The following is a 22,066-nucleotide window of genomic DNA, read 5'->3' as shown; positions in this document are numbered from 1 at the left end:
GAGAATGAAATTCAATGCCCTAATACCAGAATTATCTGTTAAGGATATAAAAAAGTCGAAGTGGTTTTACATAGAGATAATTGGATTTCAATTAGAATATGAGAGAACTGATGATAAATTTGCCTTTCTATCACTTAATGGAGCGCAAATCATGATTGAAGAAGTTAATGGATTTTGGAATACAGGGGTGTTAGAATATCCTTTCGGCAGAGGCATTAACTTTCAAATACTGACTAATGATATACAGCCCATTGTAGAGAGGCTAATACAAAATGAATTTTTGCTATTTAGGGAACCTACTGTTAATGAATATAAAAGTAAGCACAACTTAATAAAAGAACTTGAATTTCTCGTTCAAGACCCAGATGGTTATTTATTAAGATTTTCACAAGAAAGTAGTAGTTAATTCCCTAGTTATATTTCGATGAAGAACACATGCTTTTATCACTCTTAACAAAATTGAAAGTTACTAATCGGCACAGTCGTTGAATTAGCTAGTGTAGCGTGGCGTTTCTTATCTTATGCCGTTGACGAGGCCTTCCTTTAATAATAAATAGTGCTCAATCCTCATGAACAGGGCAAATTGACAAGATATATATTCAATGCCCAAAAGCCGACAGAGGTTGGCAGCTTTTGGACAAGGTTTTTTTAGGATGAAATTCTTTTTATTTTTAACATGGTTCTCAAGAAATTGGATTACCTTTATTAGTGGAGCGTTGATCCATTATCATGCTTACTTGGTTGGCCCTTTGCAGGGGTAAATTCTTTCGCGATTTCTGCTTGGCTTTTCGGTTTCTGATTTCCAAAATTTGCAGCACTTGATCCATTATCATGCTTAAATGTTTGGCCTTTGGAAGAGGTAAATTCTTTTGCAATTTCTTCCTGGCTCTTCGGTTGTGATGTCATTGTATTTGTAATTGCACCATTTGAGTTTTTGCTTAGTTGACTGTTAGGAAGAAATTCCTTTGCAATTTCTTCGATAGCCTTTGAACTTCCAGCTTTAGCCGTATTTGTAGTGTTGCCGCTTTTTCTTGTTTGGTCTTGAGGAAGAAATTCCTTTGCAATTTCTTCGATAGCTTTTGAACTTCCGGCATTTGTCATGCTTGCAGTGTTGCCGCTCTTTGAAGCTTGGCCCTGAGGTAGAAATTCTTTTGCAATTTCCTCAACACTTGTTGTTTTATTGTTTGTCGAAGGCTTAGTAGCTGGTTTATTAGAAGAATTGTTCGTTTGATTAAGAGTTGGGAGAAATTCTTTTGCAATCTCTTCCAAATTCTTTAATAAAGATCCTATAGGATTCCCTTGATTGGATTGGTTTGATTGACCTTTGTTTGATTGGCGATTTTTCTTATGATCGAATATTGACATATGTTCATCTCCTTTAGTACTTAATATGAGAGGAGTAGGGAATAATTATGTCAAGAAATAATGTGTTTTGCGAAAATAAAATCGATAATAGTACCAGTCATGCTATTCAAAAATTGGGCGCTATCCTTGAGAAGAGGTCAGCGCTCTTTTTAGCGCAATAAAGGATTATTTTAGCGTGAAATAATAACGATTCTTTTATGTTAAGATTAATGTTGATGATAAAAGTGGGATTATATAACAATTTATCATATTTAATCCAAAAAGCAAATCTATGGGAGATGAATCAAGATGAGCAAAATCGTATTTTTTTCCATACCTGCACACGGTCATACCAATCCAACCATCCCGGTGGTAACGGAGTTAGTGAATAGAGGCCATAAAGTTTGGTATTATTCCTTTTTGGAATTTCAGGAAAAAATAAAAGGCTCTGGTGCTGCATTTATTGCATGCGATGAATTTTTGCCCAACGTTTCACAAAAAGTACTGGATCGGAAAGTTGGCAAAGATTTTGCGGCTTTAATTGAAATGATTGCCGATACGACCATTGCTTTGGATGAAAAGGTTTGTAAGGAATTAAGGGAAATTCAGCCGGATTGTATTGTATCCGACTCTTTATGTTTTTGGGGAAAACTATTTGCCAAGAAACTTGATATCCCATATATTTGCTCGACTACTTCCTTTGCCTTTAATCAATATACAGCCAAACTGATGAAGCGGAACTTCATGGAAATATGGAGAATGATTGTCGGTATGCCAAGAATTCATAAAAAAATGAAGTTGCTTCAAAATCATGGTTATGACGTGGAGAATTTTGTAGAGATTGTTCAAAATGATAACGAGACGGACACCATTGTTTACACTTCGAAAGAATTCCAGCCGCTGGTACATACTTTTTCTGAACGATATGCCTTTGTGGGACCATCCATCAGGCAGACTTCGCCAATAGTGAATGACAAAAAAGATAAAACGGTTGTCTATATTTCCCTTGGAACTGTATTAAATCAAAATCGAAATTTTTACCGGAGCGCCATTCAAGCTTTTGCAAATACGGGCTATGAGGTTGTGATGTCAGTAGGAGAACAGACCGAGGTTTCTTCACTTGGCAACATACCAGAAAATTTCACGGTGAAAAACTCCGTGGATCAGATATCGGTATTACAGGCTACAGATGTATTTATCACCCATTGTGGCATGAATAGTGTGAATGAAAGCCTGTATTTTGGCGTCCCCATGGTTTTATTTCCACAACATAGCGAACAAAGGATCGTGGCTGATCGAGTTGCCGAGCTAGGTGCAGGAGTGCAGCTAAAAGGAAAGAAGCCAAACGATTTGGCGGCAGCGGTTGCTGAGATACTGGCGGACCTTTCGTATTACGATAATGCACAGAAACTGTCAAAAACCTTCCGGAATGCCGGCGGTGCGGCAGAAGCGGCCGATGTGATTATGGCTAAGATTGAGGAGCGCTCTTAACCTTTGTCATTGTCTATACTTTTCGATGTACGACATAATTTTTCGGGCAGGGAAATAGGTTATTATAGTAGCGTTGGGTTTTGGTAACTGCATGAAGAAGGGAGTGGAAAAAACAGAGGCCTATGTAGATGAATGTTTTATTTATCGTGAGTTCATATTGTACAATAAGGCGCTATCCTATGGAAAAGGAGCAGCGCCTACTTCTATTTAAAGTGTATAAAAAATGCCAAAAACTGATCGGTTTTTAATGCCTTTTTTGCAGAATAGAAAATCCTCATCTTAAGAGATGTGAGTTAAGGCTTATGCGATTTTAGTATAATGTTGGGACAGGAGGGCAGGCAACAGCATCTATAAATCTCGGATCAATTCCATAAAATTGCCAGAAGGCCCCATTCCATCGATATCCAGATACTTCGCCATACTCGACGCGAGTTGGATAAAACCAGAATTGGTCCCCATTTCTAAGCCATACATAAGTGTTTTGATAGATACAATCAATGATATATGAAACAGAAGGTTTTGACGGTACAAAAGGTGGGGGAGGGAATTGCGGTGCCATTGTTCCCTCGGGTTGGAAAAAACCCATGTATTTTCACTCCTTTAAGTTAATTCCTAGACATTATATGTAGAAAAGAAGTAAAGGGGTTCTTTAACTGGATTGTCCGAAACAATATGTTGAAAATCTGGACTAGTTGGAGCAATACCTTTATTCCGCGCCAATTGCTTCAGAGGCATGCATTATTTAGGGACATTCAGCAGAATTATATTTTACAAGATTGCGAAGAACTGTACAAAATGGTGATTGATGCAATGATTAATATCGAACTTATCGATTAAGCCAACCGATTATCTGAATCTGTTTAATTATTTGGATTCAGCAAAATAAAAACGAGAAGGCTCATTAACTGAGCCATTCTCGTTTTAGCGAACTACTATTGTCACCATTAACATGGTAAAAATACTTGCCACCAATAAGCAGCTGAAAAGGAAAGACAATAAAATTGGCGCTTTTCGGAAAAAAGATAATACCATTAATCCCAAAAGCAATACGGTTAAGAAAAAGAAGATGACCGTATTTGAATTGACCACAAAACCAACCGTACTGTTGATATCAATGGGTGCATCATTGAAAAAGCGGAACAAAGGCGATATGGCTTCATTTGTTAAATAATTCCCATGAGGCGGTGGTTGTTGTGAAAAGATCGCTGTAATCGTAAATATTGCAAATAAGATAAAGCTTTCCAGACGAATCCATGGAGTTGGATTAAAGCTGGCATTTTTACTTATTTTATATTTTACGATCAGCCCGTTTACTAATGCATAAAAAAGAAGCGGCAGCATGAATAGGTGCTTCAACAATAAACCTTGGCCATAGGAAACCATCCATGAGTCGATATAGCCATCCACGATCACATCCATCATAAATAACCCACTAAGAGCCGTAGCGCTTAAACAGCTAAAAGCAACGATAGAAAACCAGCTTAAAAATTTGAGCCAATTCTCATGATTGTTGGAAAACCAGCCCATTATAAGCAGAACCCCAACCCAAATGCTCACAGCAACTAAATGAATAAAGTCGCTGATGATGCCGATTTGAGGATTAAGTGCACCGGCATGGCTAGACCAAGCAACCGTAAATATAGATCCAAATGTCAGTAACGCGCCCAAATAAGCGAAAAGGGTCTTTTCGGTGGACTTAGTAAAGATAATCAAGAGAACCAATACGATTGAAACAAGCAGGGTAAAGTCCCACGCAGTACCGGCTGTATAGGTTGTCAAAACTATTTTTATCGACTCCATTAAACCTAATCGTGGAGCAATAAATAAAATAATATCCCAAACCGGTATAAAGGCAAAAATAGGGATTCCAATTGCACTGAGCAACAATAAGCTCTTTGGAATGTTTAGTTCGGGACGATAGTGGCGTGGAACAAGCATAAGAAGAAAACTTCCTGCTAAAACCGAAAAGCATAGATATAACAGTACCTGACTAATAATCACTAGAATTTCCATTGATTATTTCCTTTTTTTAAAGAAGAAAATCCCGCCTGCCAAAATGGCAATAACAAGGACAACAATCAGGATTGTAGCACCAGAAGAGGATTCTTCTTCGGCTTCAGTTGTTTGGTTGTTGGCCTCTGTTGTTTCTTCTGCTGTCCCCGTTGTTTCTGATGCTTCAGCCGCTTCCTCTGAAACTTCTTCAGCTTCCGTCACCGGGACATCCACTTTAAACGAGAAATCACCTTCCAATGGGTGGCCATCTGCACTAATGATACTCCAGTTTACACTATAATCGCCATTTGGAAGAGGCTCCGCAACGGTACCTGTTAAAGTGCCTTCTCCAATAGTAATATCTTGGATTTCAACAGCTTGTCCTGAAGTTGTTGTAACCTCAATGAAACTGCCTTGTTCAATTTGTCCTTCAAATTCAAGGGTAATTTCATTTAATGGCTCCGCGACGACCTCTCCATCTGCCGGGTTGGACGCACCCAGGTTGGAATGAGCAAAAGCGGTGTGTGAAATAGTTGTTGCCAGTAAGACTGCTGCTGCAGCTATAGTAAATCGTTTCAAAATAAACCCTCCTGAACCTTTGTGATAAAAAGATTTTTAGTATTCAATCAGTTCATGATTTTCATATAAAACTGATTGAAGTAGCCTCCCTTAACGTAATTGAGAAATAGTTCCCATTCAAGCGATGTCACGTATTTGTCATAAATTATAATATTTTTTGGTCAACTTCCTCCAATAGTGTTTGTTGAATATATGACGAAGATATAGCGAGAAGAATGTGGATGCAATTTTTATAACAGATAAGAATATAGTGAAAGATGATCATCACTATCATTAAAAGTGTTAAACCTTTGGGGTTAATTTATTTCTCTTTTTTTTATTATTATATCGATGCCTACATACAATCTGCCTAACAAATCTTGCATATCCCTCATAAACTGTATTAGATAATGCAGGAAGGAGGAATAATTTTGTCAACTTGTCAAAAACTTGCAGATATTATCGGTGGCGAAGTAGTTCAATCTACCCCTGTTTGTGTAATTATGCGTCTTCGGGATATTCGAGCAACGATCTTAGGGCGTCGCACGATTTCTCCATTAGCACTTCCATTTATGTTGTCTTTTGAGAATAATGGTCTTAATCTGGGTGAAACGGTGCTCCTTGAAAGAGAAATTAATCCAATGCTCGATGCATTGAGAAAAAGAGGACTTAAAGTAACTGCCTTTCATAACCACTGGCTGTTTGATGAACCAAGGTTAATGTATATGCATTGGGAGAATGTTGAAATGGATCCGTTTGAATTTACGAGAAGAAGTTTTGAGGCAGCAAAAGAAGCACGTCTTAGATTTTTTGACAAATAGATGAGGGGCGTTTTTTATAACCATTCTCTTGAAATATTGTGGACTCTATTGACACCCTGAGGGTATATTTTTTTGTTGCAGAGGAGGACTATAAATTTATTGACCAATAGTTCTTCTGACTATTACATTCGTCTATATTCTCCTTTAAGCAAATGAATACACTATGAGCAGAACGAAAGAGAGAGAGGTGAAGAACATGAGTAGAGTATGGCGAAACAGAAGAAATCGTGACAACGGAAACAATCAATCTGAATTCCGAGTTCGTGCCAATGCTGAAAATGAAAATGAAAATGAAAATGAAATCGACATCGACAATGAGGCAAGAGCAAGAAATGAAGTGGATAATGATGTCGACACAAACGTCGTAGACAGAAATACCAACATTGCACGAGTCACAAACAGTGGAAACGCTCGCGTTGATTTAGATATCAATGTTGATTCTGATTCCAATTCACGTGTACGCGCCGAGGCTGATTCTGATTCTGATTCTGAAGCAGACGCTGATGCAGAAGCTAATGCAAACCAACGCCAACGCCAAAACCAAAACCAACGATTCGAAATTTAACTTTATCCAGTTGGGGGTCAAACCCCAACTGAATGAAGTTAAAGCCTCCGGCGGATGCCACAGATTTTTTAGAGGGAATTTATCGAGCCAGCTCGATAAAATCTAGGCGCTAATACGCCAAGGCGTATTTGATTAGGAGCAAAGGGTGGGATGGGAGGATGAAAACTATCCCATCTTTTTTTGCATAAAGGAGGGCGGAGATGAGCGAACACCGCAATAGAAACGATAATAGCAATAAAGTTTGGGAGATGGATCTTGCCAAGTCCCATATAGGCGAAAGCGGAAACTCGGATGTGGATGTAAATGTTAACGTAATTGTTGATACTACATCGATTGCATACGCATATCTATGCTCGATGCTTGCCACGAACAAAATGTCGCATGAAGAATTTAGAGCTGCTTTGAAAATGTTGAAAGAGCTAACAAGTGGCGATAAAAAGAAAGATGAGAGAAACGAGAAGTCCCGGAACGTTCAATATATCGAAAATCATCGAGAAAGAAGACGCAGAAGGGAAAATCGGTAATAATATGAATTTTCAAAGTGAGCGTTAATGAAGAGGAACTATAGTTCTTTTGTTGAACATATTTTTGGAGCATCAAATTCTGTCAAATGGAATTCTTACTATTACTTATACTAGAGTGTATCTTGGTGACTGAATTTAATTGAGCCTGGCTGCAAAGGACTAAGCCTTGTGGATTTGCATCTCCCATAAGGCTTTTTTTAACTGTTCTTTTTAATGCATATAAATAAATATATATATAATGGAAGGTTGAATTTTCAGAAAAGCTGTTGACACATTACTCGGCAGAAAGTAAAATTACTTTTAGCTAATTGATAATGATTATCATAATCGTTGTTGGTCGAATATCAAAATTGAATAGAAGGAGAGATTAGTAAAATGAAATTTCCAAAATTATTTAAACCTTTCTTGGTCAGTGCAGCTCTTGCTATTGGGTTGGCCGGTTGCAGCGCACAAAAGACAACAACCGAGGAGGAAGCATCTGGTCCTCAAAAAGCAGAAAATCAAGAAGTTAATATTTATACTGCAAGGCATTATGATGCTGATGACGAAATCTATAAAAAGTTTACGGAAGAAACAGGCATTAAAGTAAATGTTGTTAAAGGGGAAGCGGAAGAACTTATTGAACGATTAAAACGTGAAGGGGAAAGTACAGAAGCGGATTTATTTATCACTGTGGATGGTGGTGTTCTGGCAAATGCTAAACAAAACGGCATCTTCCAACCAGTATCTTCCGAAATTATTAATGAAAATGTACCTGAAAACCTTCGTGATGCAGAAAATAACTGGATTGGGATGGGAACAAGAGCACGTATCATTGCCTATTCAAAAGAACGGGTGTCGCCTGAGGAATTGTCTACATATGAAGATTTAACAAATGAGAAATGGAAGGGCAGATTATTGGTACGCTCTTCAACAAGTCTATATAACCAATCTTTACTTGCTTCATTTATTGAACTGAACGGTGAAGAACAAGCGGAACAGTGGGCACAAGGAATCGTAAATAATTTTGCTCGCCAGCCGGATGGAGGAGACCGCGATCAAGCAAAAGCGATTGCTGCCGGTACTGGGGATATTGCCATCATGAATACCTACTATGTAGGCCTGCTTGCAAATTCCGAAGATCCGGAAGAGGTAAAAGTTGCTGACAGCATTGGCGTCTTCTTCCCGAACCAAGAAACAAACGGGACGCATGTAAACATCAGTGGTATTGGGTTGACGAAGCATAGCAAGAATAAAGAAAATGCTACAAAGCTGATCGAGTATATTACAGGTGTTGAAGCTCAGGAATTCTTGGCTGCCAATAATTTTGAGTTCCCTGTAAATCCGCAAGCACAAAAACCGGAATTGCTGGAGAGTTGGGGAGAATTTAAAATGCAAGAATTGAATTTCGATACTTTAGGAGAGCATAATAAAAAGGCAATCGAAATCTTTAATAAAACAGGTTGGAAGTAATGAAACTGGATTTAATGAAACGAAATCTAAAAAAAGAACTAAATGGTTGGTGGATCATCAGCTTGGTTGGGGCAGTAGTCATTCTACTGCCTATCCTTTTTATTTTCTCCACAATATTTCAAGAACCCAATGAAAACTGGATTCATATACGTCAGTACTTGCTAAGCAATTATGTAGCAAACACACTCTTGCTTGTTGGACTCACCGGAACTTTTACAGCTTTTCTAGGTGTTAGTTTGGCTTGGCTGATTGCCGCGTATGATTTTCCGCTTAGAAAGTTTTTCCGCCATGGTTTATTGTTGCCGCTTGCAATACCAACTTTTATTGCGGCCTATACTTATCGGACGATGTTAGGGTATACGGGTATCATTCAATCAACCTTAAGAAATGAATATAATTACCAGATTAATCCGGAATTGTTGTCCATTTCCGGAATCAGGGGAGCAGTATTCATTTTCACTATGTTTTTATTTCCCTATGTTTATATGATTACAAGAGCATTCCTTGAAAGTCAAAGTACATCCTACATAGAAAATGCAAGATTGTTAGGGCAGAAACCAAGCGCCATCTTTTTTAAAATAGTTCTGCCTCTTGCAAGGCCGGCGATTGTGGGGGGGACGGTCCTTGTCATATTCGAAGTGCTGGGGGACTATGGGGTAACAAGCCTTTTGGGTATCCATACGATTGCAACCGCCATTTTTCAAACATGGTTCGGGATGTATGACGTGAATTCCGCAATGAGGCTTGCTGCGTGGTTAATGGTTATTATTATGGGCGTTTTCTTCCTTGAAAAATTGCTAAGACAGAGAAAACGGTATCATCTCAATAATAAATCAAGGCCTCTTGTTCCCGTCAAACTGAAAGGAATGAAAGGAATAGGGGCTTTCATTTACTGCGGTGCCATATTTCTGATAAGTTTCCTTATCCCCTTTATTCAGCTGATTACATGGGCAAAAATGACCTTTACTAAGGTGTGGGAATCTTCATTTTTCACTTTGATTTATCAAACGGTGTTTTTGGCAGTGATCGCTACATTGATTATTCTGATATTTTCATTGGTTGCGGCTAATGTTTGCCGTTCTCACTCAACCTTTTCCTTCGCCGTTTCAAAAGTTATTACTTCGGGATATTCGATTCCGGGGCCCATTATCGCAATCGGTGTATTGGCGCTCTTTATTTCCCTTGATCAATGGCTTGCACCGATATACAAGAGTATGGGGCTTGGGGAAGCGCCGCTTATTTTAAGTTTATCTTTAGTAATGTTGGTTGCTGGTTATTTTATACGTTTTATGGCAACAGGATTTAATGCAATAGAGGTAGGTTATGAGAAAATAGGCATGAAATATACGGAAGCTTCCAGAATGCTTGGCTTAAGTGTTACAAAAACGTTTTTTAAAGTCGAGTTGCCTTTAATAAAAGGAGCTTTAATGAGCGGCTTTGTATTGACGTTTGTTGAAATTTGCAAGGAACTGCCATTGGCTTTGTTGCTGAGACCTTTCAATTTTGAAACACTGGCAACAAAGACCTATCAATATGCACATGATGAGCAAATTTATGAGGCTTCGATTTCATCGCTTTTGATTATTGGGATTAGTATTTTATCGGTAGTAATCATACAAGTGTTAGGTAAGAGGGTGAAGTAATGAGTATCTTGGAGATTGAAAAACTTGCTTTTTCCTATTCAAAAAAAGAAGATCCGGTCATTAAGGATTTTTCCTTTTCCATGGAACAGGGTGAAATTGTCGGGATTTTAGGGCGCAGCGGAAGTGGAAAAAGTACACTGCTTCGATTGATAGCCGGCTTGGAAATGCCCTTGAAAGGAAGCATAAAAGTAGCAGGAACGACGGTAGTAAATGATGGTGTTTACCTTCATCCAGAAGAACGGGGAGTAGGCATGGTATTTCAAGACTATGCTCTGTTTCCTCATATGACAGTGAAAAATAATATACTTTTCGGGTTGTCCCGGATGCCTCGAAATGAGAGAAAACAGCGTTTGGATGAAATGTTGGATCTTGTCCAGTTGAAAAACTTTTCCAATCGCTACCCACATGAATTGAGTGGAGGGCAGCAGCAAAGGGTTGCGCTTGCCAGAGCGCTTGCACCGCAACCCAGCATCTTGTTGATGGATGAACCATTCAGTAACTTGGATGCGGACTTGAGAGAAGCAATCAGGGAAGAGCTTGGGGTAATTTTGAATAACGCCAACATGACTTGTATTATAGTGACACATGATCGAAATGATGTTGCAGCGATATGCAATCGCAGTGTTGTGCTGGGTTAAGGGAATATGGCGAATGATTGCACCAATATTGTTCTGCGAAGCTTTCATCTTATGAAAACACCTAATAAACAGTTAGGTGTTTTTCTATGGTGCCAATAAATTTATGATGTTTAGTAAGCAACCCCTTTGGAAGTCCAAAGGGGTTGTTTAAGAATGATTAAAATAAATTATACTTGTTTTAAATTAAAGCTTTTTATAAATAGCGAGCTAGATAACCGTATTATAGACTTGTGTTTCCTCGATAACTGTGTTTATGGGGATGTGCACCATCCACAGTAGTAAAACCGCTGAATTCATGATAATGACCGCCATTAGGAAGAGGGATGGCGGGACCAGTAACACCGCGAATTTCATGTTGATGTCGATCATCTATCGAGGTGAAAGTAAAGTATCTATGAGTGTGTGGTACTCCGCTTGGGGCAGGTTCTGTAGTTCCGGCATACTTGTGATTATGCCCTGCATTAAAAGAAGTGACACCTCTGAATTCGTGGACATGGGCAGGCACGGGTCTTCCATCCCACTGTGTAATAAGAAGTTGGTGGGAATGCATCGGATCGGAATCATCAGAATGAACCATAAAACCAGAAACAGGGATTTCCAATAAATAAACTCCTTTTTAGCTTTTTTTATACTATATGTATGAGGGAGGAAAAAGGTTTTAGAATAATGCCGAAAGCGGGAGATAATGGAATGCAATCCAGGACTGGAGCAATCCGTGACTTGGGAGTATACTGATGTTTCTTCTAAACCAAGTGCATTAAAATTAAAATAGATAAATTGGAAATTTTGTGTTGATATGAATTTATAAGTATTGGAGTTAAGTTTGAAAGATCATCATTTTTTGTGTGAAGGTGGGGGAGAAATGCCTTATTTAGGGACAAAGGATGGTATGAAACTGTTTTATGAAGTTTATGGAGAAGGGAGACCTCTTGTATTCATACATGGATTAGGTGCCTCTTCCACCATGTTTGAACCCCAGGTAGAGTATTTTAAAAAATTTTTCCAAGTGATTGTAATTGATTTAAGAGGAAATGGAAAGTCCGGAAAACTCGACTGTCCGGCCAAAGAGATATTGGACATACAATCCAATGAACTAAAAGAACTTCTTGATTTTTTGCAGGTTGATGCTGCCATCTTTGTTGGCGTCTCCTATGGCGGTGTGTTGGTTCAAAAGTTCGCGATTACATACCCCCGGACCGTGAAGGCATTGGTGATAGTGGACAGTTTTTGTGATACATCCATTGATTCCTTGCCAAAATTACTCGCCATGATTGGGGCGAACCAGACCTGGATTTTAAATTTGCCGAAAAAATGGCTGGCCCAATTAATGAAATCCTCGTATAAAAAATGGCCACTGGCTTGCGCGGAAATGGAAAGGATGATGCTCAATCTGAGAAGAGATGAAGTAAAAATCCAGCGTAATGCAATCAATCGAATAAGCTTCAATGAACAGTTATCGGATTTAGAAGCTCCAGCCCTTTGCTTAGTGGGGGACCATACGAAATTGGGCGTTCAGATGATGCAGCAGGTAGCGCGTTATGTAAAAAATTCGGAGTTGCAGATTATTGGAGATTCTTTTGATCCAAGCAATCTCTGCCAGCCGCACGTTTTTAATAATAACGTCCATCGCTTTGTATCGAAAATTTATTAGCTGTTTAAGGATAAGAAAGATTGAAATTATTTAAGCCTGATTCTTTTACGCGTAGGCGCACAAAAAAATAAAGCGTACAGATTTGTACGCTTTGGGGCAATTTAAAATTGGTCGTCTGGATGCAGGTTATTCTGCATCAGTTCCTGTACTTTGCTGATTTGCTCCTTGGAAGCCAGCTCGGTTTTGTACCAGCCTTTATTGTTCATTATTTCAAAAAGCTGAACATGGTTGGAGCGGGCGTTTTCAAAACATTGTACATATACTTCCCGCAGCTCATTATGCGTGGTTTCCAGCATAGTGTTGGCAATGCTTCGGCAACGTCCCTTCTCCAACTCAAGGCTAAGCTGTAGCATCTCCCTGTCTGTTAGGCCGCGCCCAGCAATATTATTTGGCATAAGGTCCACCTCATTTTAAGTTATGGTTTAGATATCGAGAGAGGTCCGCAACTTTTAACTGGTGTGTTTCAGCCATCTCCTCTAAAATTCTTCTAAGCTCCGCATCTTTGCATTGTGCTGCACACCAATTCATGGTTTTTGCAGTAATTTCCTCTGCGCGGATTTCATCTTCAATAAATGCCAATTCCCTCATTGTTAGGTCGGTCAACTTTATCACCTCCGGCCCATTTCATGTACAGTTAGTATAGTTTGTATCGGACAATTTTATCCTTTATACAAAATCCTTTTCCCTTTTCATGGCGTTTATAATCTAGGTTTGTATCCAAAACCCAATAAAATTAATTAAGCAACACAGAAGAGAAGGTTCTTGTTTAAAAAGATAAAGAATTCAGATAGCTTCGAAATGAATAAAGTTATGAGGAATGATTAACGTGGTAGTTATATTGCGGTAAGATTTGAATTTATTGTAATAACGCCTATTCGTCATTGGCTCTAAAAGAATTTGTCCTTTTTGAATGTAGATAAGTGAGAGTTTATGTAACTTTTATTAAACTAACTTGTGCTTTAATTGAATAACAAACTTCAACAAACGGGCGCTTTCCATGAATAAGGGAAGCGCTTTTTTCTGTTGACGGGCGATGGGATTTTCGTTGCAAAGATTCTCTCCTGTAATACTTATTGACCTATAGAAAAGTGATATGCTAGAATCATTATGAAAATGATTATCGTTATCAATAAGGGGATTGAAAATGCTAATTAGTAGACCCAAAAAATTTGTTAGATATAGAAACTAATTTGCTAACAAGCTCTTCATACAGAATTGAAAGGGTGTAAATGATGAAAAATATCGAAAAGTATAGAAATGCATTTATAGCTGTGCTGGATTTAGAGGAAGATGATGTAAGTGAAGATTTAGCGCTTGGAGTAACAAGAGAATGGGATTCAATTGGACATATGACACTGATTTCTGAAATGGAGGATGTTTTTGATGTCTCAATAGATTCTGAATGGATTACTGAGTTCAATTCTTATATGTCAGGAATAGAGATCTTGAAACGATTGGGAGTGGACTTTGATTAATGAACAGTTTCAAAAAAATTGAGGAGTTTGGGAACCGCACCGCGGTATATGCTGAACGAAATTATTCTTACTTTGAAATGGTGGAAATTGCTGATGCTATCTGCCGTGAAGTAGGTGAAAGAACGCTCGTTTTTTGTTTATGTTCTAATAATAAAGAGTCTTTATTTGGCTACGTGGGCTTTATCAGGGGTGGTGTTGTACCTGTACTTTTGGATGCATCCATACATATTGATCGGCTGCGAAGACTGATTAACCTTTATAAGCCTACGTATATTTGGGCGAGAAGTGATAATCAAGACCTATTAAAATCAATGGATCGTTCATTTGTTTTTGGAGATTACACCTTATTTAAACGTCGGACACCATTCCAGCATAATCTTCATGAACATCTTGCGCTTCTATTAACAACCTCCGGGAGTACTGGGAGTCCCAAATTTGTTCGCTTAAGTTATGAGAATATTTTCAAAAATGCTGAATCAATAGCTAGGTACCTTGACATCAATGCAGATGATAAACCTATAACAACACTTCCAATGAATTACTCCTATGGTCTTTCTATCATCAATAGTCATTTGATATGCGGAGCGACAATAATTGTAACGGATGCATCTATCATGACTAAAGATTTTTGGGAATTATGTAGAGGGCAGCGAGCAACAACTTTTGGAGGAGTTCCTTTTGTATATGAGATGCTTGACAGGTTGAATTTTGAAGAGTTTAATCTTCCAAGTTTAAAAAAACTAACTCAAGCAGGTGGAAAATTAAGCCCAATGCTATCGAGAAAATTTTCTGAAGTATGTAACCGGAAAGGGATACAATTTTTTACCATGTATGGGCAAACTGAAGCAACGGCGCGGATGACTTATTTACCATATGATAAGAGTCTTGAGAAAGCGGGAAGTATTGGCATTGCCATTCCAGGTGGAAAACTGATTCTGCAAGATGACAATGGCAACAAAATAACAGCGCCTAATGTAATCGGCGAATTGATATACATAGGAGAGAATGTTTCTTTGGGGTATGCTGAATCGTTATTCGATCTTTCGAAAAAAGATGAGAACAACGGTATTTTGCGTACAGGTGATATGGCTTACTTCGATCAGGATGGGTATTTTTTTATAACTGGCCGAATCAAAAGGATGATTAAAGTCTATGGAAACCGTATCAGTCTTGATGAAGTTGAAGGACTTTTAAATGAGCATGGATATGATTGTATCTGCGCTGGGACGGATGACCACCTATATATTTACACATTAAAAGATGATTCTGTTCAAATTAAAAAAATAATTAAGGAAAAATTAAACTTAAAAGGCTTTAAGGTTATGAAAATTGAGGAAATCCCACGTAATCATTTTGGAAAAATCCTCTATTCTAAGTTGCCTAATATGAATCAATTACAATCGCCTGAACCTGTAACAGGGAATTTGATATACGCGACAAAACTTTAAAAACTGAGATCTGAAGCTGACTGTGCCAGCTTCTAGGTGAAACATTGAAATAACGTGAATCCTACATTAGTAAATAGTTTATTAGTTCTTAAGCGTTTCGACGATACATTTCAGGGTTTCACGTAACTTGGACAACTTTAGGGTTATTTTTTGCCTCGTTTTATGAAAAATCTTAAGTTTATTTTTTATCAGGTGATTGGATGACTTTGATATCAATTGAATTTCTCCTATTTTTCGCAATAATTGTTTGTATTTATTATATAATCGCACATCGATTCAGATGGATTCTATTATTAGGAGCGAGTTACGTTTTTTACGCTACCTTAAGCATCCAATTTATACCGTTACTGCTTGCAAGCACAGCTTTTACTTATTTTACTGGCATTATAATTGAAAGACAGGAGACAAAAAAACAGAAGAAAAAAGTCATGCTTGCTGGTATTTCCGTATTATTGTTTTTTCTCGGTTGGTTTAAATATTTTAATTTTGTAAATGACTCGCTTCGAGAGATTGCAAAATTTATGGGTTTGAATTATAGCGTACCATACCAAGAAATTGTCCTGCCATTAGCCATTTCTTTTTATACATTTCAGGCAGTAAGTTATCTTGTGGATATTTACTATGGAAAGCAAAAGGCAGAAAGACATTATGGCTATTTTTCGATATATTTTGCATTTTTTCCGCAATTGGTTGCTGGGCCGATTGAACGTGCCAAGAAATTGCTTCCGCAGTTTAAAGTGGAACAGAGTTTGAATTATGAAAATTTAACCTGTGGGATGAAACGAATTGCATGGGGTTTTTTTAAGAAGACATTAATTGCAGATCGACTAGCTCCAATTGTATCTAGTGTTTTTGATAGTCCTAACCCGACTGGTTCACAAATCGTACTAGCTACTATTTTATTCTCGATTCAATTGTTCGCTGATTTTTCAGCATGCAGTGACATTGCTATCGGTTGCGCAAGAATGCTGGGAATAAAGTTAACAGAAAACTTTAAGCAACCGCACTTTGCAGTTTCGATAGCGGATTTTTGGAGCAGATGGCATATAACGCTCTCTACATGGCTAAGGGACTATATCTTTGTCCCATTATGTAAGGGAAAAAAGAAGAGAAGTGAAATTTATTTTGCAATAGTGATTACTTTTTTAGTAAGCGGCATTTGGCATGGAGCAGCTTGGACTTTTGTTTTATGGGGTCTAATTCATGGATTTTACCGCGTGTTTGGAGATTATACAAAAAATTCTCGTGAAAAAATGGTTTCATTTATTCAATTGGATAGAAGTCCGGTACTGCATAGATGGGTGAAAATTGCAATTACTTTCCTGCTGGTTTGCTTTTCTAGAGTCTTTTTTCGATCGGATTCTATAACACAGGCATTTGAAAATGCAAAGCTTTTCTTAACAATTAGCTCCTGGAGACCATCGGGAATTATTAAAGCATTTGAAATATTTTCTCTGTTGGATTTAGTGATTTTCATTTTATTCTTTATCATTGTACAACTATTTCAGTATATCGAAAGAAAAAATGGTTCAACCTGGGAATGGCTATCACAGCGCTCGATTATCGCTAGATTCTCATTTTATATTTTTATCATTGTTTCAGTCCTTATCTTCGGTGTTTCGGGAAATGGGTTTGTTTATGGTGGATTTTAATCTTCATACACATTACATGGGAATTGGTTGCGTTTTATTCATGAGCATTTGGTGATTTAAGTAAAAGAAGCACTCTATTGAAAGGATTTGCTATGGGACGTTTATTTATTAAGTTAACAATTGTCGCTACTATTGTTTTACTATTATTTCTGCCGGTAAATAACTTTGTAAAACATTCTTATGATTACAACATAAACCATGAAATGCTGGCTTTTAAGAAAGATCCATATCCAGTTGATATCATCAATCTAGGTGCATCGCATTCCATGTATGGATATTATTTTAAGCCTACGGGTTTGTCCCATCTAGACTTAGCACTCCCTTCACAGACGATTGAGTACGACTTTAAATTGTTGAAAGAGTATGGCAAGTATCTTAAACCTGGTGGCATAGTGATCGTTTCCATCTCTCAAATTACATTCGCAAATTCAGAGACCAAGAACATAGGAAATTATTATAAAGTTTTGGATCGTACGGAAATTGAACCGTTTCGTTTAATGGATTATTACAGTTACTTGTACTTGCCTGGGACAAATAGCGGGAGTTTTAATTCTGCGCTCTCGGATAAATTGAAAAACTTTAAATGGAATTCTCATCAACCTTGGGCAAATAACGGCAAAAACTATTCGGGAAGAAAGTATGAGAGAGTAGAAGCACAATACAGAGAAGCGGTTGAAAGCAACAACATTGAACGGAATGTGAAGCAGTTAAGAGAGATTGTGGATTATTGCAGCGAGAAAGGCTACAGAGTAATATTAACCATGGAGCCAGTACATCAGTCTTATCAAGAATATTTCAATGAAGAAGTAATGAATAGACTTGTTTTTCAGTACTTGGAAGCTCTTAATTTAGATGTCCCTTTTTTAAATTATATGCGTGATCAAAGATTCGCAGACAACAAAGATTATTTTATCGATGCAGATCATTTAAACAGAGAGGGAAGAAAAATGTTCTCTTGGATAGTTTACAAGGACCTCAAGGAATTGGGCTATTTATGAGCGACCTTCATGAATTGGGCAAGATGAAAGAAAGGAGCAACACAAATGCGTTGCTCCTTTTTGAGATACCTCTTTATTGCTAGGGGGGCCTTAGTTCAATAACACTCTTCATATTCGGCGCAATATTGGAGGGGGAATTGCGTTCTTTTATGTTTGTAGCCAATATTATATTGTTGCTGGTTGTTGTCTTAATTTATGCGCTGCTTGAACCATATTTTTTAAGGAAGCAACAGTTTCTGGCTCCTGTCGCGTTTTTAAGCCGCAGTCTGGATTTACCCAAAATTGTTCTTTAGGAATGACCGCTAAGCTTTCATTTAAAATATGGCTAATTTCTTCAATAGTTGGGACACGAGGGCTATGAATGTCATAGACGCCTAAACCAATACCTAATTCATATGGGTTTGCTTTTAATGAATGAATAAGCTCGCCATGGCTTCTTGATGTTTCAAGGGAAATCACGTCTGCATCCAATGCGCGAATAGGATCGATAAAGTCATTAAATTCACAGTAGCACATATGCGTATGAATTTGTGTATCTGTTGCTACACTTGACGTTGCCAGTTTAAACGCATCGACAGCCCATGTTAAATACTCATTCCAATTTTCTTTACGTAATGGCAAGCCTTCGCGCAATGCTGGTTCATCTACTTGAATGATTTTAATGCCAGCAGCTTCTAAAGCAGCAACTTCTTTACGTAATGCCAAGCCAATCTGATAAGCTACCTCTTGTCTTGGGATGTCATTTCGAACAAATGACCAATTTAAAATAGTAATTGGGCCTGTAAGCATTCCTTTTACGTATTTGTTGGTAAGTTGTTGAGCTTCTGCAACTTCTTTGACTGTCATCTCGTGAGTCCATTCCACATCTCCGTAAATAATCGGAGGTTTCACGCAACGAGAACCATAAGAGACTACCCAAGCAAAATCTGTGAACGCAAAGCCTGTTAAATGCTCACCGAAGTATTCGACCATATCTGTACGTTCAAATTCTCCGTGAACCAAAACATCTAGTCCGATATCCTCTTGAATTTGAATCCATCGTGCAGTTTCTTCCTTTACAAATTGTGCATATTGCTCATCTGAAATTTCGTTTTTACGCCAAGCGGCACGAGTCTTTTTCACAAGCTGTGATTGCGGGAAACTGCCGATTGTTGTTGTGGGATAATCAGGTAACTGTAAAGCTTCTTTTTGAATTTGTTGTCGCTCTGAAAAGGGTACTGAACGTGCAAAGTCTTTTGCGGTAAGCAGCTTTAATGCATCGTCCACCACTTTATTTTTCCGGATCGGATGGATTGCGAGTGCTTCAATCGCTTTTAAACTATCTGCTACAACTCCTTCTTTCAACCAAGCACCTTTTTCAATATAGTAAGTTATCTCTGCGATTTCTCTAATTTTTTCATCTGCAAATGCTAAATGATCATAGAGCTCCTGTGGTAAGTTTTCTTCCATTTTTTTAGATACAGGTACGTGCTGTAAGTTGCAGGACGAACTAATCCAGATCTCCTCTGCATTGCTTAATTGTTTTACGGCATTAATTGTAGATATCGCCTCTGCTAAATTAGCAGACCAAATGTCACGACCGTTAATAATGCCTAAACTTAGCGTTTTATTCTGTGGGAAACCATAATTTTGCAATGCTTTTATGTTTTCTTTTCCGCCATGGACAAAATCAAGGCCAATTCCTGCTACCGGCAGACGGCTTAATCGCTCGAATGATGTTAAAGCTTCAAAGTATGTCTGTACTAAAATTTTTGCTTCCGGGACAGCTTCATTGATTTGCTTATACAGTTCCTCAACGATTAATATTTCTTCTTCAGCTAAACTTTTGGTTAAAGATGGTTCCTCAACTTGAATCCAATCTGCACCCGCAGTAACCAGTTCTTTGATGATTTGGCTATACAGCGGAATTAGTTGAAGGAAAAATGCTGCACGGGTTTTTTCGTCATAGCCTTTTGCTAAATCTACGAACGTATATGGTCCGATAATTGTAGGCTTGCCAATAATACCTAATTCATTTTTGGCTTCCAAAAATTGATCCAAAATATAGTTTCCGTTTAAAGTTAACGATTGGCCTTCATATTCTGGCACAATGTAGTGGTAATTTGTGTTATACCATTTTGTCATTTCACAAGCGACTGCATCCTTCGCTCCACGCGCCATTGCATAATAAGTTTCATTAGCAGTTGGGTTTTCCAATGCTTCATAGCGTTTAGGAATTAAATTGAACATTGTTGCTAAATCGAGCATACGGTCGTACTTTGTAAAATCTCCAACAGTAATGAACTGCAAACCTAAATCTTTCTGATGCTTTAAACGATTGATTCTCAAATTTTTTAGTTCAGCTTCGAATTGCTCCTCAGTAATTTCATTTTTCCAAAACTTCTCTAACGTACGCTTCCATTCGCGTTTGGCTCCGATATATGGATAGCCGACAACAGTACTTGTTACATTCATTCCGATAAGCCTCCTTTAAATTTACATAACCCAAAATAAAAAGCCATTTCCTAATCGGGAAATAGCTTTAGACTTATCTATGCATACTCAAAAAAGAGTAAAAATGATTAACGCACAATTCATTTCGCACAGAACACCGCCCATTTCCACGTGAGCTTGGGTGTGTACTAGAACCAGGCAGGTTTCCTGACTTATCATCAACGCTTCTCTAGCCTTCCCGTATATACAGTGGCTTAGTATAGAGTTGCTCCGAATTACAGTTGCGGGACAGTGTTGGATTTTCACCAAGCTTCCCTTTTAAACGCACTATCGTGAGTACCTATTCTTACACATTATGTAATTGTTAAACACTATAACATAAAAACTATTATTTAAATACTAAAATTCTGAATAAAGGGAAATATGTGTTTATTTAAGTGTGTATCGATAAATTTGATTCTTAAAATATACTGGGATAATTGCTTTCACTCTATAAATCTATTTCGAGATTGTTTTTCCGATGAATAGAGCCTGAATATTGAACAGAGAAACATTGGTAGGATGTTTCTCCGTTCGGCAAATGAGCCTAGTTTTCAAAAAACATCCGTCTTTCCACTGATATCCATTGATCAAAATCTTCATTGCTGCTTTTGACAATTCGATTGACCAAAACATCATGCCAAATGTAATTTTCGAGTAAATATATATGAACCGGATCATCTGTATAAAAGGCTAGGTTGCGTGATTCCAAGGAAGGTCCATAAATCATTTCTTGTGCATCAATGGATAAAATAAACCAATGTTCCGTAGTGGATGCTTGTGTGTATTGAGTAGGGCGGTGGGTGTCCAATTTACTGATCGGATTCTCTACATTAATTGTAATTCCTTTGATATCAACACGTTTCGCAGCTTCTTCTAGATCCTCTTTTAACACTTCATACATATCATCCCAAAGTGAGATAATAATACGCTTTGTTGCTTTTTTTAATAGAGCCTGGCAATAGCTGATAATCGTTTCCTGATCTTTTATGGTCATAACACGATTTGTTGGTACATTTTCGCTGCTTTCCATTTCTTTTAAGGATTTGCTAATATCGTTGAAATTCTGGCTCCAGGTTGATTGAACCTTTTGTAAAAATACGTCCACTGGTAAAGGGGAGTATTGCATTGTTTCATCGATTTCTTCTTTAATCACGATTCCTTTCTCCGCGAGCACGTCCAATATCTCATAAATGCGAGCACGGGGCACACCTGAATCTTTGCTGACTTGATATGCGGACACAGTCCCTAGCTTGACCAGTGAAATGTATGCTTTAGCCTCATATTCGTTGAAATTCATATTTTTTAATTGTTGTATTAAATCCTTCACTGCGATCTCCTC

The 22,066-nt window shown here is 37.9% G+C and carries 22 protein-coding genes and 1 riboswitch; of the genes, 13 read left to right on the top strand and 9 right to left on the bottom strand.

Annotated elements, in window-relative coordinates:
• Positions 1-4: 4 nt before the first annotated feature.
• Complete coding sequence (locus tag D1B33_RS14440; protein ID WP_118877112.1) at positions 5-406, top strand: bleomycin resistance protein; 402 nt, start codon at positions 5-7, stop codon at positions 404-406.
• Positions 407-705: 299 nt separating this feature from the next.
• Here D1B33_RS14440 and D1B33_RS14435 read toward each other — a convergent pair whose 3' ends face one another.
• Positions 706-1,269, bottom strand: a complete 564-nt coding sequence (locus tag D1B33_RS14435) for a cohesin (protein WP_199677427.1) — start codon at positions 1,267-1,269, stop codon at positions 706-708.
• 384 nt (positions 1,270-1,653) lie between these two features.
• On the opposite strand from D1B33_RS14435, the gene D1B33_RS14430 reads away from it, so the two are divergent.
• Complete coding sequence (locus D1B33_RS14430) at positions 1,654-2,835, top strand: macrolide family glycosyltransferase (protein ID WP_118877111.1); 1,182 nt, start codon at positions 1,654-1,656, stop codon at positions 2,833-2,835.
• 310 nt (positions 2,836-3,145) lie between these two features.
• Here D1B33_RS14430 and D1B33_RS14425 read toward each other — a convergent pair whose 3' ends face one another.
• The 3 genes from D1B33_RS14425 to D1B33_RS14415 form a co-directional block, all read right to left on the bottom strand.
• Complete coding sequence (locus D1B33_RS14425) at positions 3,146-3,421, bottom strand: transporter (protein WP_199677426.1); 276 nt, start codon at positions 3,419-3,421, stop codon at positions 3,146-3,148.
• 335 nt (positions 3,422-3,756) lie between these two features.
• The gene (locus D1B33_RS14420) at positions 3,757-4,773 is read right to left on the bottom strand and encodes a copper resistance D family protein (protein ID WP_158582994.1); all 1,017 of its coding nucleotides are present in this window, start codon (positions 4,771-4,773) and stop codon (positions 3,757-3,759) included.
• A gap of 78 nt (positions 4,774-4,851) precedes the next feature.
• Positions 4,852-5,406: a copper resistance CopC family protein gene (locus D1B33_RS14415; protein ID WP_158582993.1), complete on the bottom strand. Its 555-nt coding sequence runs from the start codon at positions 5,404-5,406 to the stop codon at positions 4,852-4,854.
• Positions 5,407-5,816: 410 nt separating this feature from the next.
• Between D1B33_RS14415 and D1B33_RS14410 the strand changes: the two genes are divergently transcribed.
• From D1B33_RS14410 to D1B33_RS14385, 6 genes are all read left to right on the top strand, one after another.
• The gene (locus D1B33_RS14410; RefSeq protein WP_233549491.1) at positions 5,817-6,206 is read left to right on the top strand and encodes a DUF1259 domain-containing protein; all 390 of its coding nucleotides are present in this window, start codon (positions 5,817-5,819) and stop codon (positions 6,204-6,206) included.
• Between the two features lie 196 nt (positions 6,207-6,402).
• Positions 6,403-6,771, top strand: a complete 369-nt coding sequence (locus D1B33_RS14405; protein WP_118877107.1) for a hypothetical protein — start codon at positions 6,403-6,405, stop codon at positions 6,769-6,771.
• Positions 6,772-6,971: 200 nt separating this feature from the next.
• Positions 6,972-7,295 carry a hypothetical protein gene (locus tag D1B33_RS14400; protein WP_118877106.1) on the top strand — a complete coding sequence of 108 codons (324 nt, stop codon included), beginning with the start codon at positions 6,972-6,974 and terminating at the stop codon, positions 7,293-7,295.
• Between the two features lie 375 nt (positions 7,296-7,670).
• Positions 7,671-8,747, top strand: coding sequence for a Fe(3+) ABC transporter substrate-binding protein (locus D1B33_RS14395; protein ID WP_118877105.1), 1,077 nt, complete (start codon positions 7,671-7,673; stop codon positions 8,745-8,747).
• A complete protein-coding gene (locus D1B33_RS14390) occupies positions 8,747-10,390 on the top strand; it encodes an ABC transporter permease (protein ID WP_118877104.1) in 1,644 nt (547 codons plus the stop codon). The genes D1B33_RS14395 and D1B33_RS14390 overlap by 1 nt, the downstream gene beginning before the upstream one ends.
• Positions 10,390-11,028, top strand: a complete 639-nt coding sequence (locus D1B33_RS14385; RefSeq protein ID WP_118877103.1) for an ABC transporter ATP-binding protein — start codon at positions 10,390-10,392, stop codon at positions 11,026-11,028. The genes D1B33_RS14390 and D1B33_RS14385 overlap by 1 nt, the downstream gene beginning before the upstream one ends.
• Before the next feature lie 220 nt (positions 11,029-11,248).
• Here the strand turns inward: D1B33_RS14385 and D1B33_RS14380 are convergent, their stop codons facing one another.
• Positions 11,249-11,629, bottom strand: coding sequence for a YmaF family protein (locus D1B33_RS14380; protein ID WP_118877102.1), 381 nt, complete (start codon positions 11,627-11,629; stop codon positions 11,249-11,251).
• A gap of 261 nt (positions 11,630-11,890) precedes the next feature.
• Between D1B33_RS14380 and D1B33_RS14375 the strand changes: the two genes are divergently transcribed.
• A complete protein-coding gene (locus tag D1B33_RS14375; protein WP_118877101.1) occupies positions 11,891-12,679 on the top strand; it encodes an alpha/beta fold hydrolase in 789 nt (262 codons plus the stop codon).
• Positions 12,680-12,780: 101 nt separating this feature from the next.
• On the opposite strand, the gene D1B33_RS14370 is transcribed toward D1B33_RS14375, so the two are convergent.
• Together D1B33_RS14370 and D1B33_RS14365 are read right to left on the bottom strand one after the other, a co-directional pair.
• On the bottom strand, positions 12,781-13,074 hold the full coding sequence (locus D1B33_RS14370) for a spore coat protein (protein ID WP_118877100.1): 294 nt from the start codon (positions 13,072-13,074) through the stop codon (positions 12,781-12,783).
• Positions 13,075-13,084: 10 nt separating this feature from the next.
• The gene (locus D1B33_RS14365) at positions 13,085-13,282 is read right to left on the bottom strand and encodes a hypothetical protein (RefSeq protein ID WP_199677425.1); all 198 of its coding nucleotides are present in this window, start codon (positions 13,280-13,282) and stop codon (positions 13,085-13,087) included.
• Between the two features lie 629 nt (positions 13,283-13,911).
• Here D1B33_RS14365 and D1B33_RS14360 point away from each other — a divergent pair.
• From D1B33_RS14360 to D1B33_RS14345, 4 genes are all read left to right on the top strand, one after another.
• Positions 13,912-14,154, top strand: a complete 243-nt coding sequence (locus D1B33_RS14360) for an acyl carrier protein (RefSeq protein ID WP_118877099.1) — start codon at positions 13,912-13,914, stop codon at positions 14,152-14,154.
• Entirely contained in the window at positions 14,154-15,602 is a 1,449-nt protein-coding gene (locus tag D1B33_RS14355) for an AMP-binding protein (RefSeq protein WP_118877098.1), read from the top strand. Before D1B33_RS14360 ends, D1B33_RS14355 begins: the two co-directional genes overlap by 1 nt.
• A 200-nt stretch (positions 15,603-15,802) precedes the next feature.
• Entirely contained in the window at positions 15,803-17,254 is a 1,452-nt protein-coding gene (locus D1B33_RS14350; RefSeq protein WP_233549490.1) for an MBOAT family O-acyltransferase, read from the top strand.
• A gap of 77 nt (positions 17,255-17,331) precedes the next feature.
• A complete protein-coding gene (locus D1B33_RS14345; RefSeq protein ID WP_233549489.1) occupies positions 17,332-18,252 on the top strand; it encodes a hypothetical protein in 921 nt (306 codons plus the stop codon).
• 165 nt (positions 18,253-18,417) lie between these two features.
• Here D1B33_RS14345 and metE read toward each other — a convergent pair whose 3' ends face one another.
• A complete protein-coding gene (metE, locus tag D1B33_RS14340) occupies positions 18,418-20,706 on the bottom strand; it encodes a 5-methyltetrahydropteroyltriglutamate--homocysteine S-methyltransferase (protein ID WP_118877097.1) in 2,289 nt (762 codons plus the stop codon).
• Positions 20,707-20,865: 159 nt separating this feature from the next.
• Positions 20,866-21,044: riboswitch (cobalamin riboswitch) on the bottom strand.
• A 227-nt stretch (positions 21,045-21,271) separates the two neighbouring features.
• The gene (locus D1B33_RS14335; RefSeq protein ID WP_407656745.1) at positions 21,272-22,024 is read right to left on the bottom strand and encodes a TrmB family transcriptional regulator; all 753 of its coding nucleotides are present in this window, start codon (positions 22,022-22,024) and stop codon (positions 21,272-21,274) included.
• Between the last annotated feature and the right edge of the window lie 42 nt (positions 22,025-22,066).

This window comes from Ureibacillus yapensis (assembly GCF_003515775.1).
Lineage (GTDB): Bacteria > Bacillota > Bacilli > Bacillales_A > Planococcaceae > Ureibacillus > Ureibacillus yapensis.
Note: the sequence above shows the minus strand (reverse complement) of the source record. Positions and strands in the feature narration are given on the sequence as shown.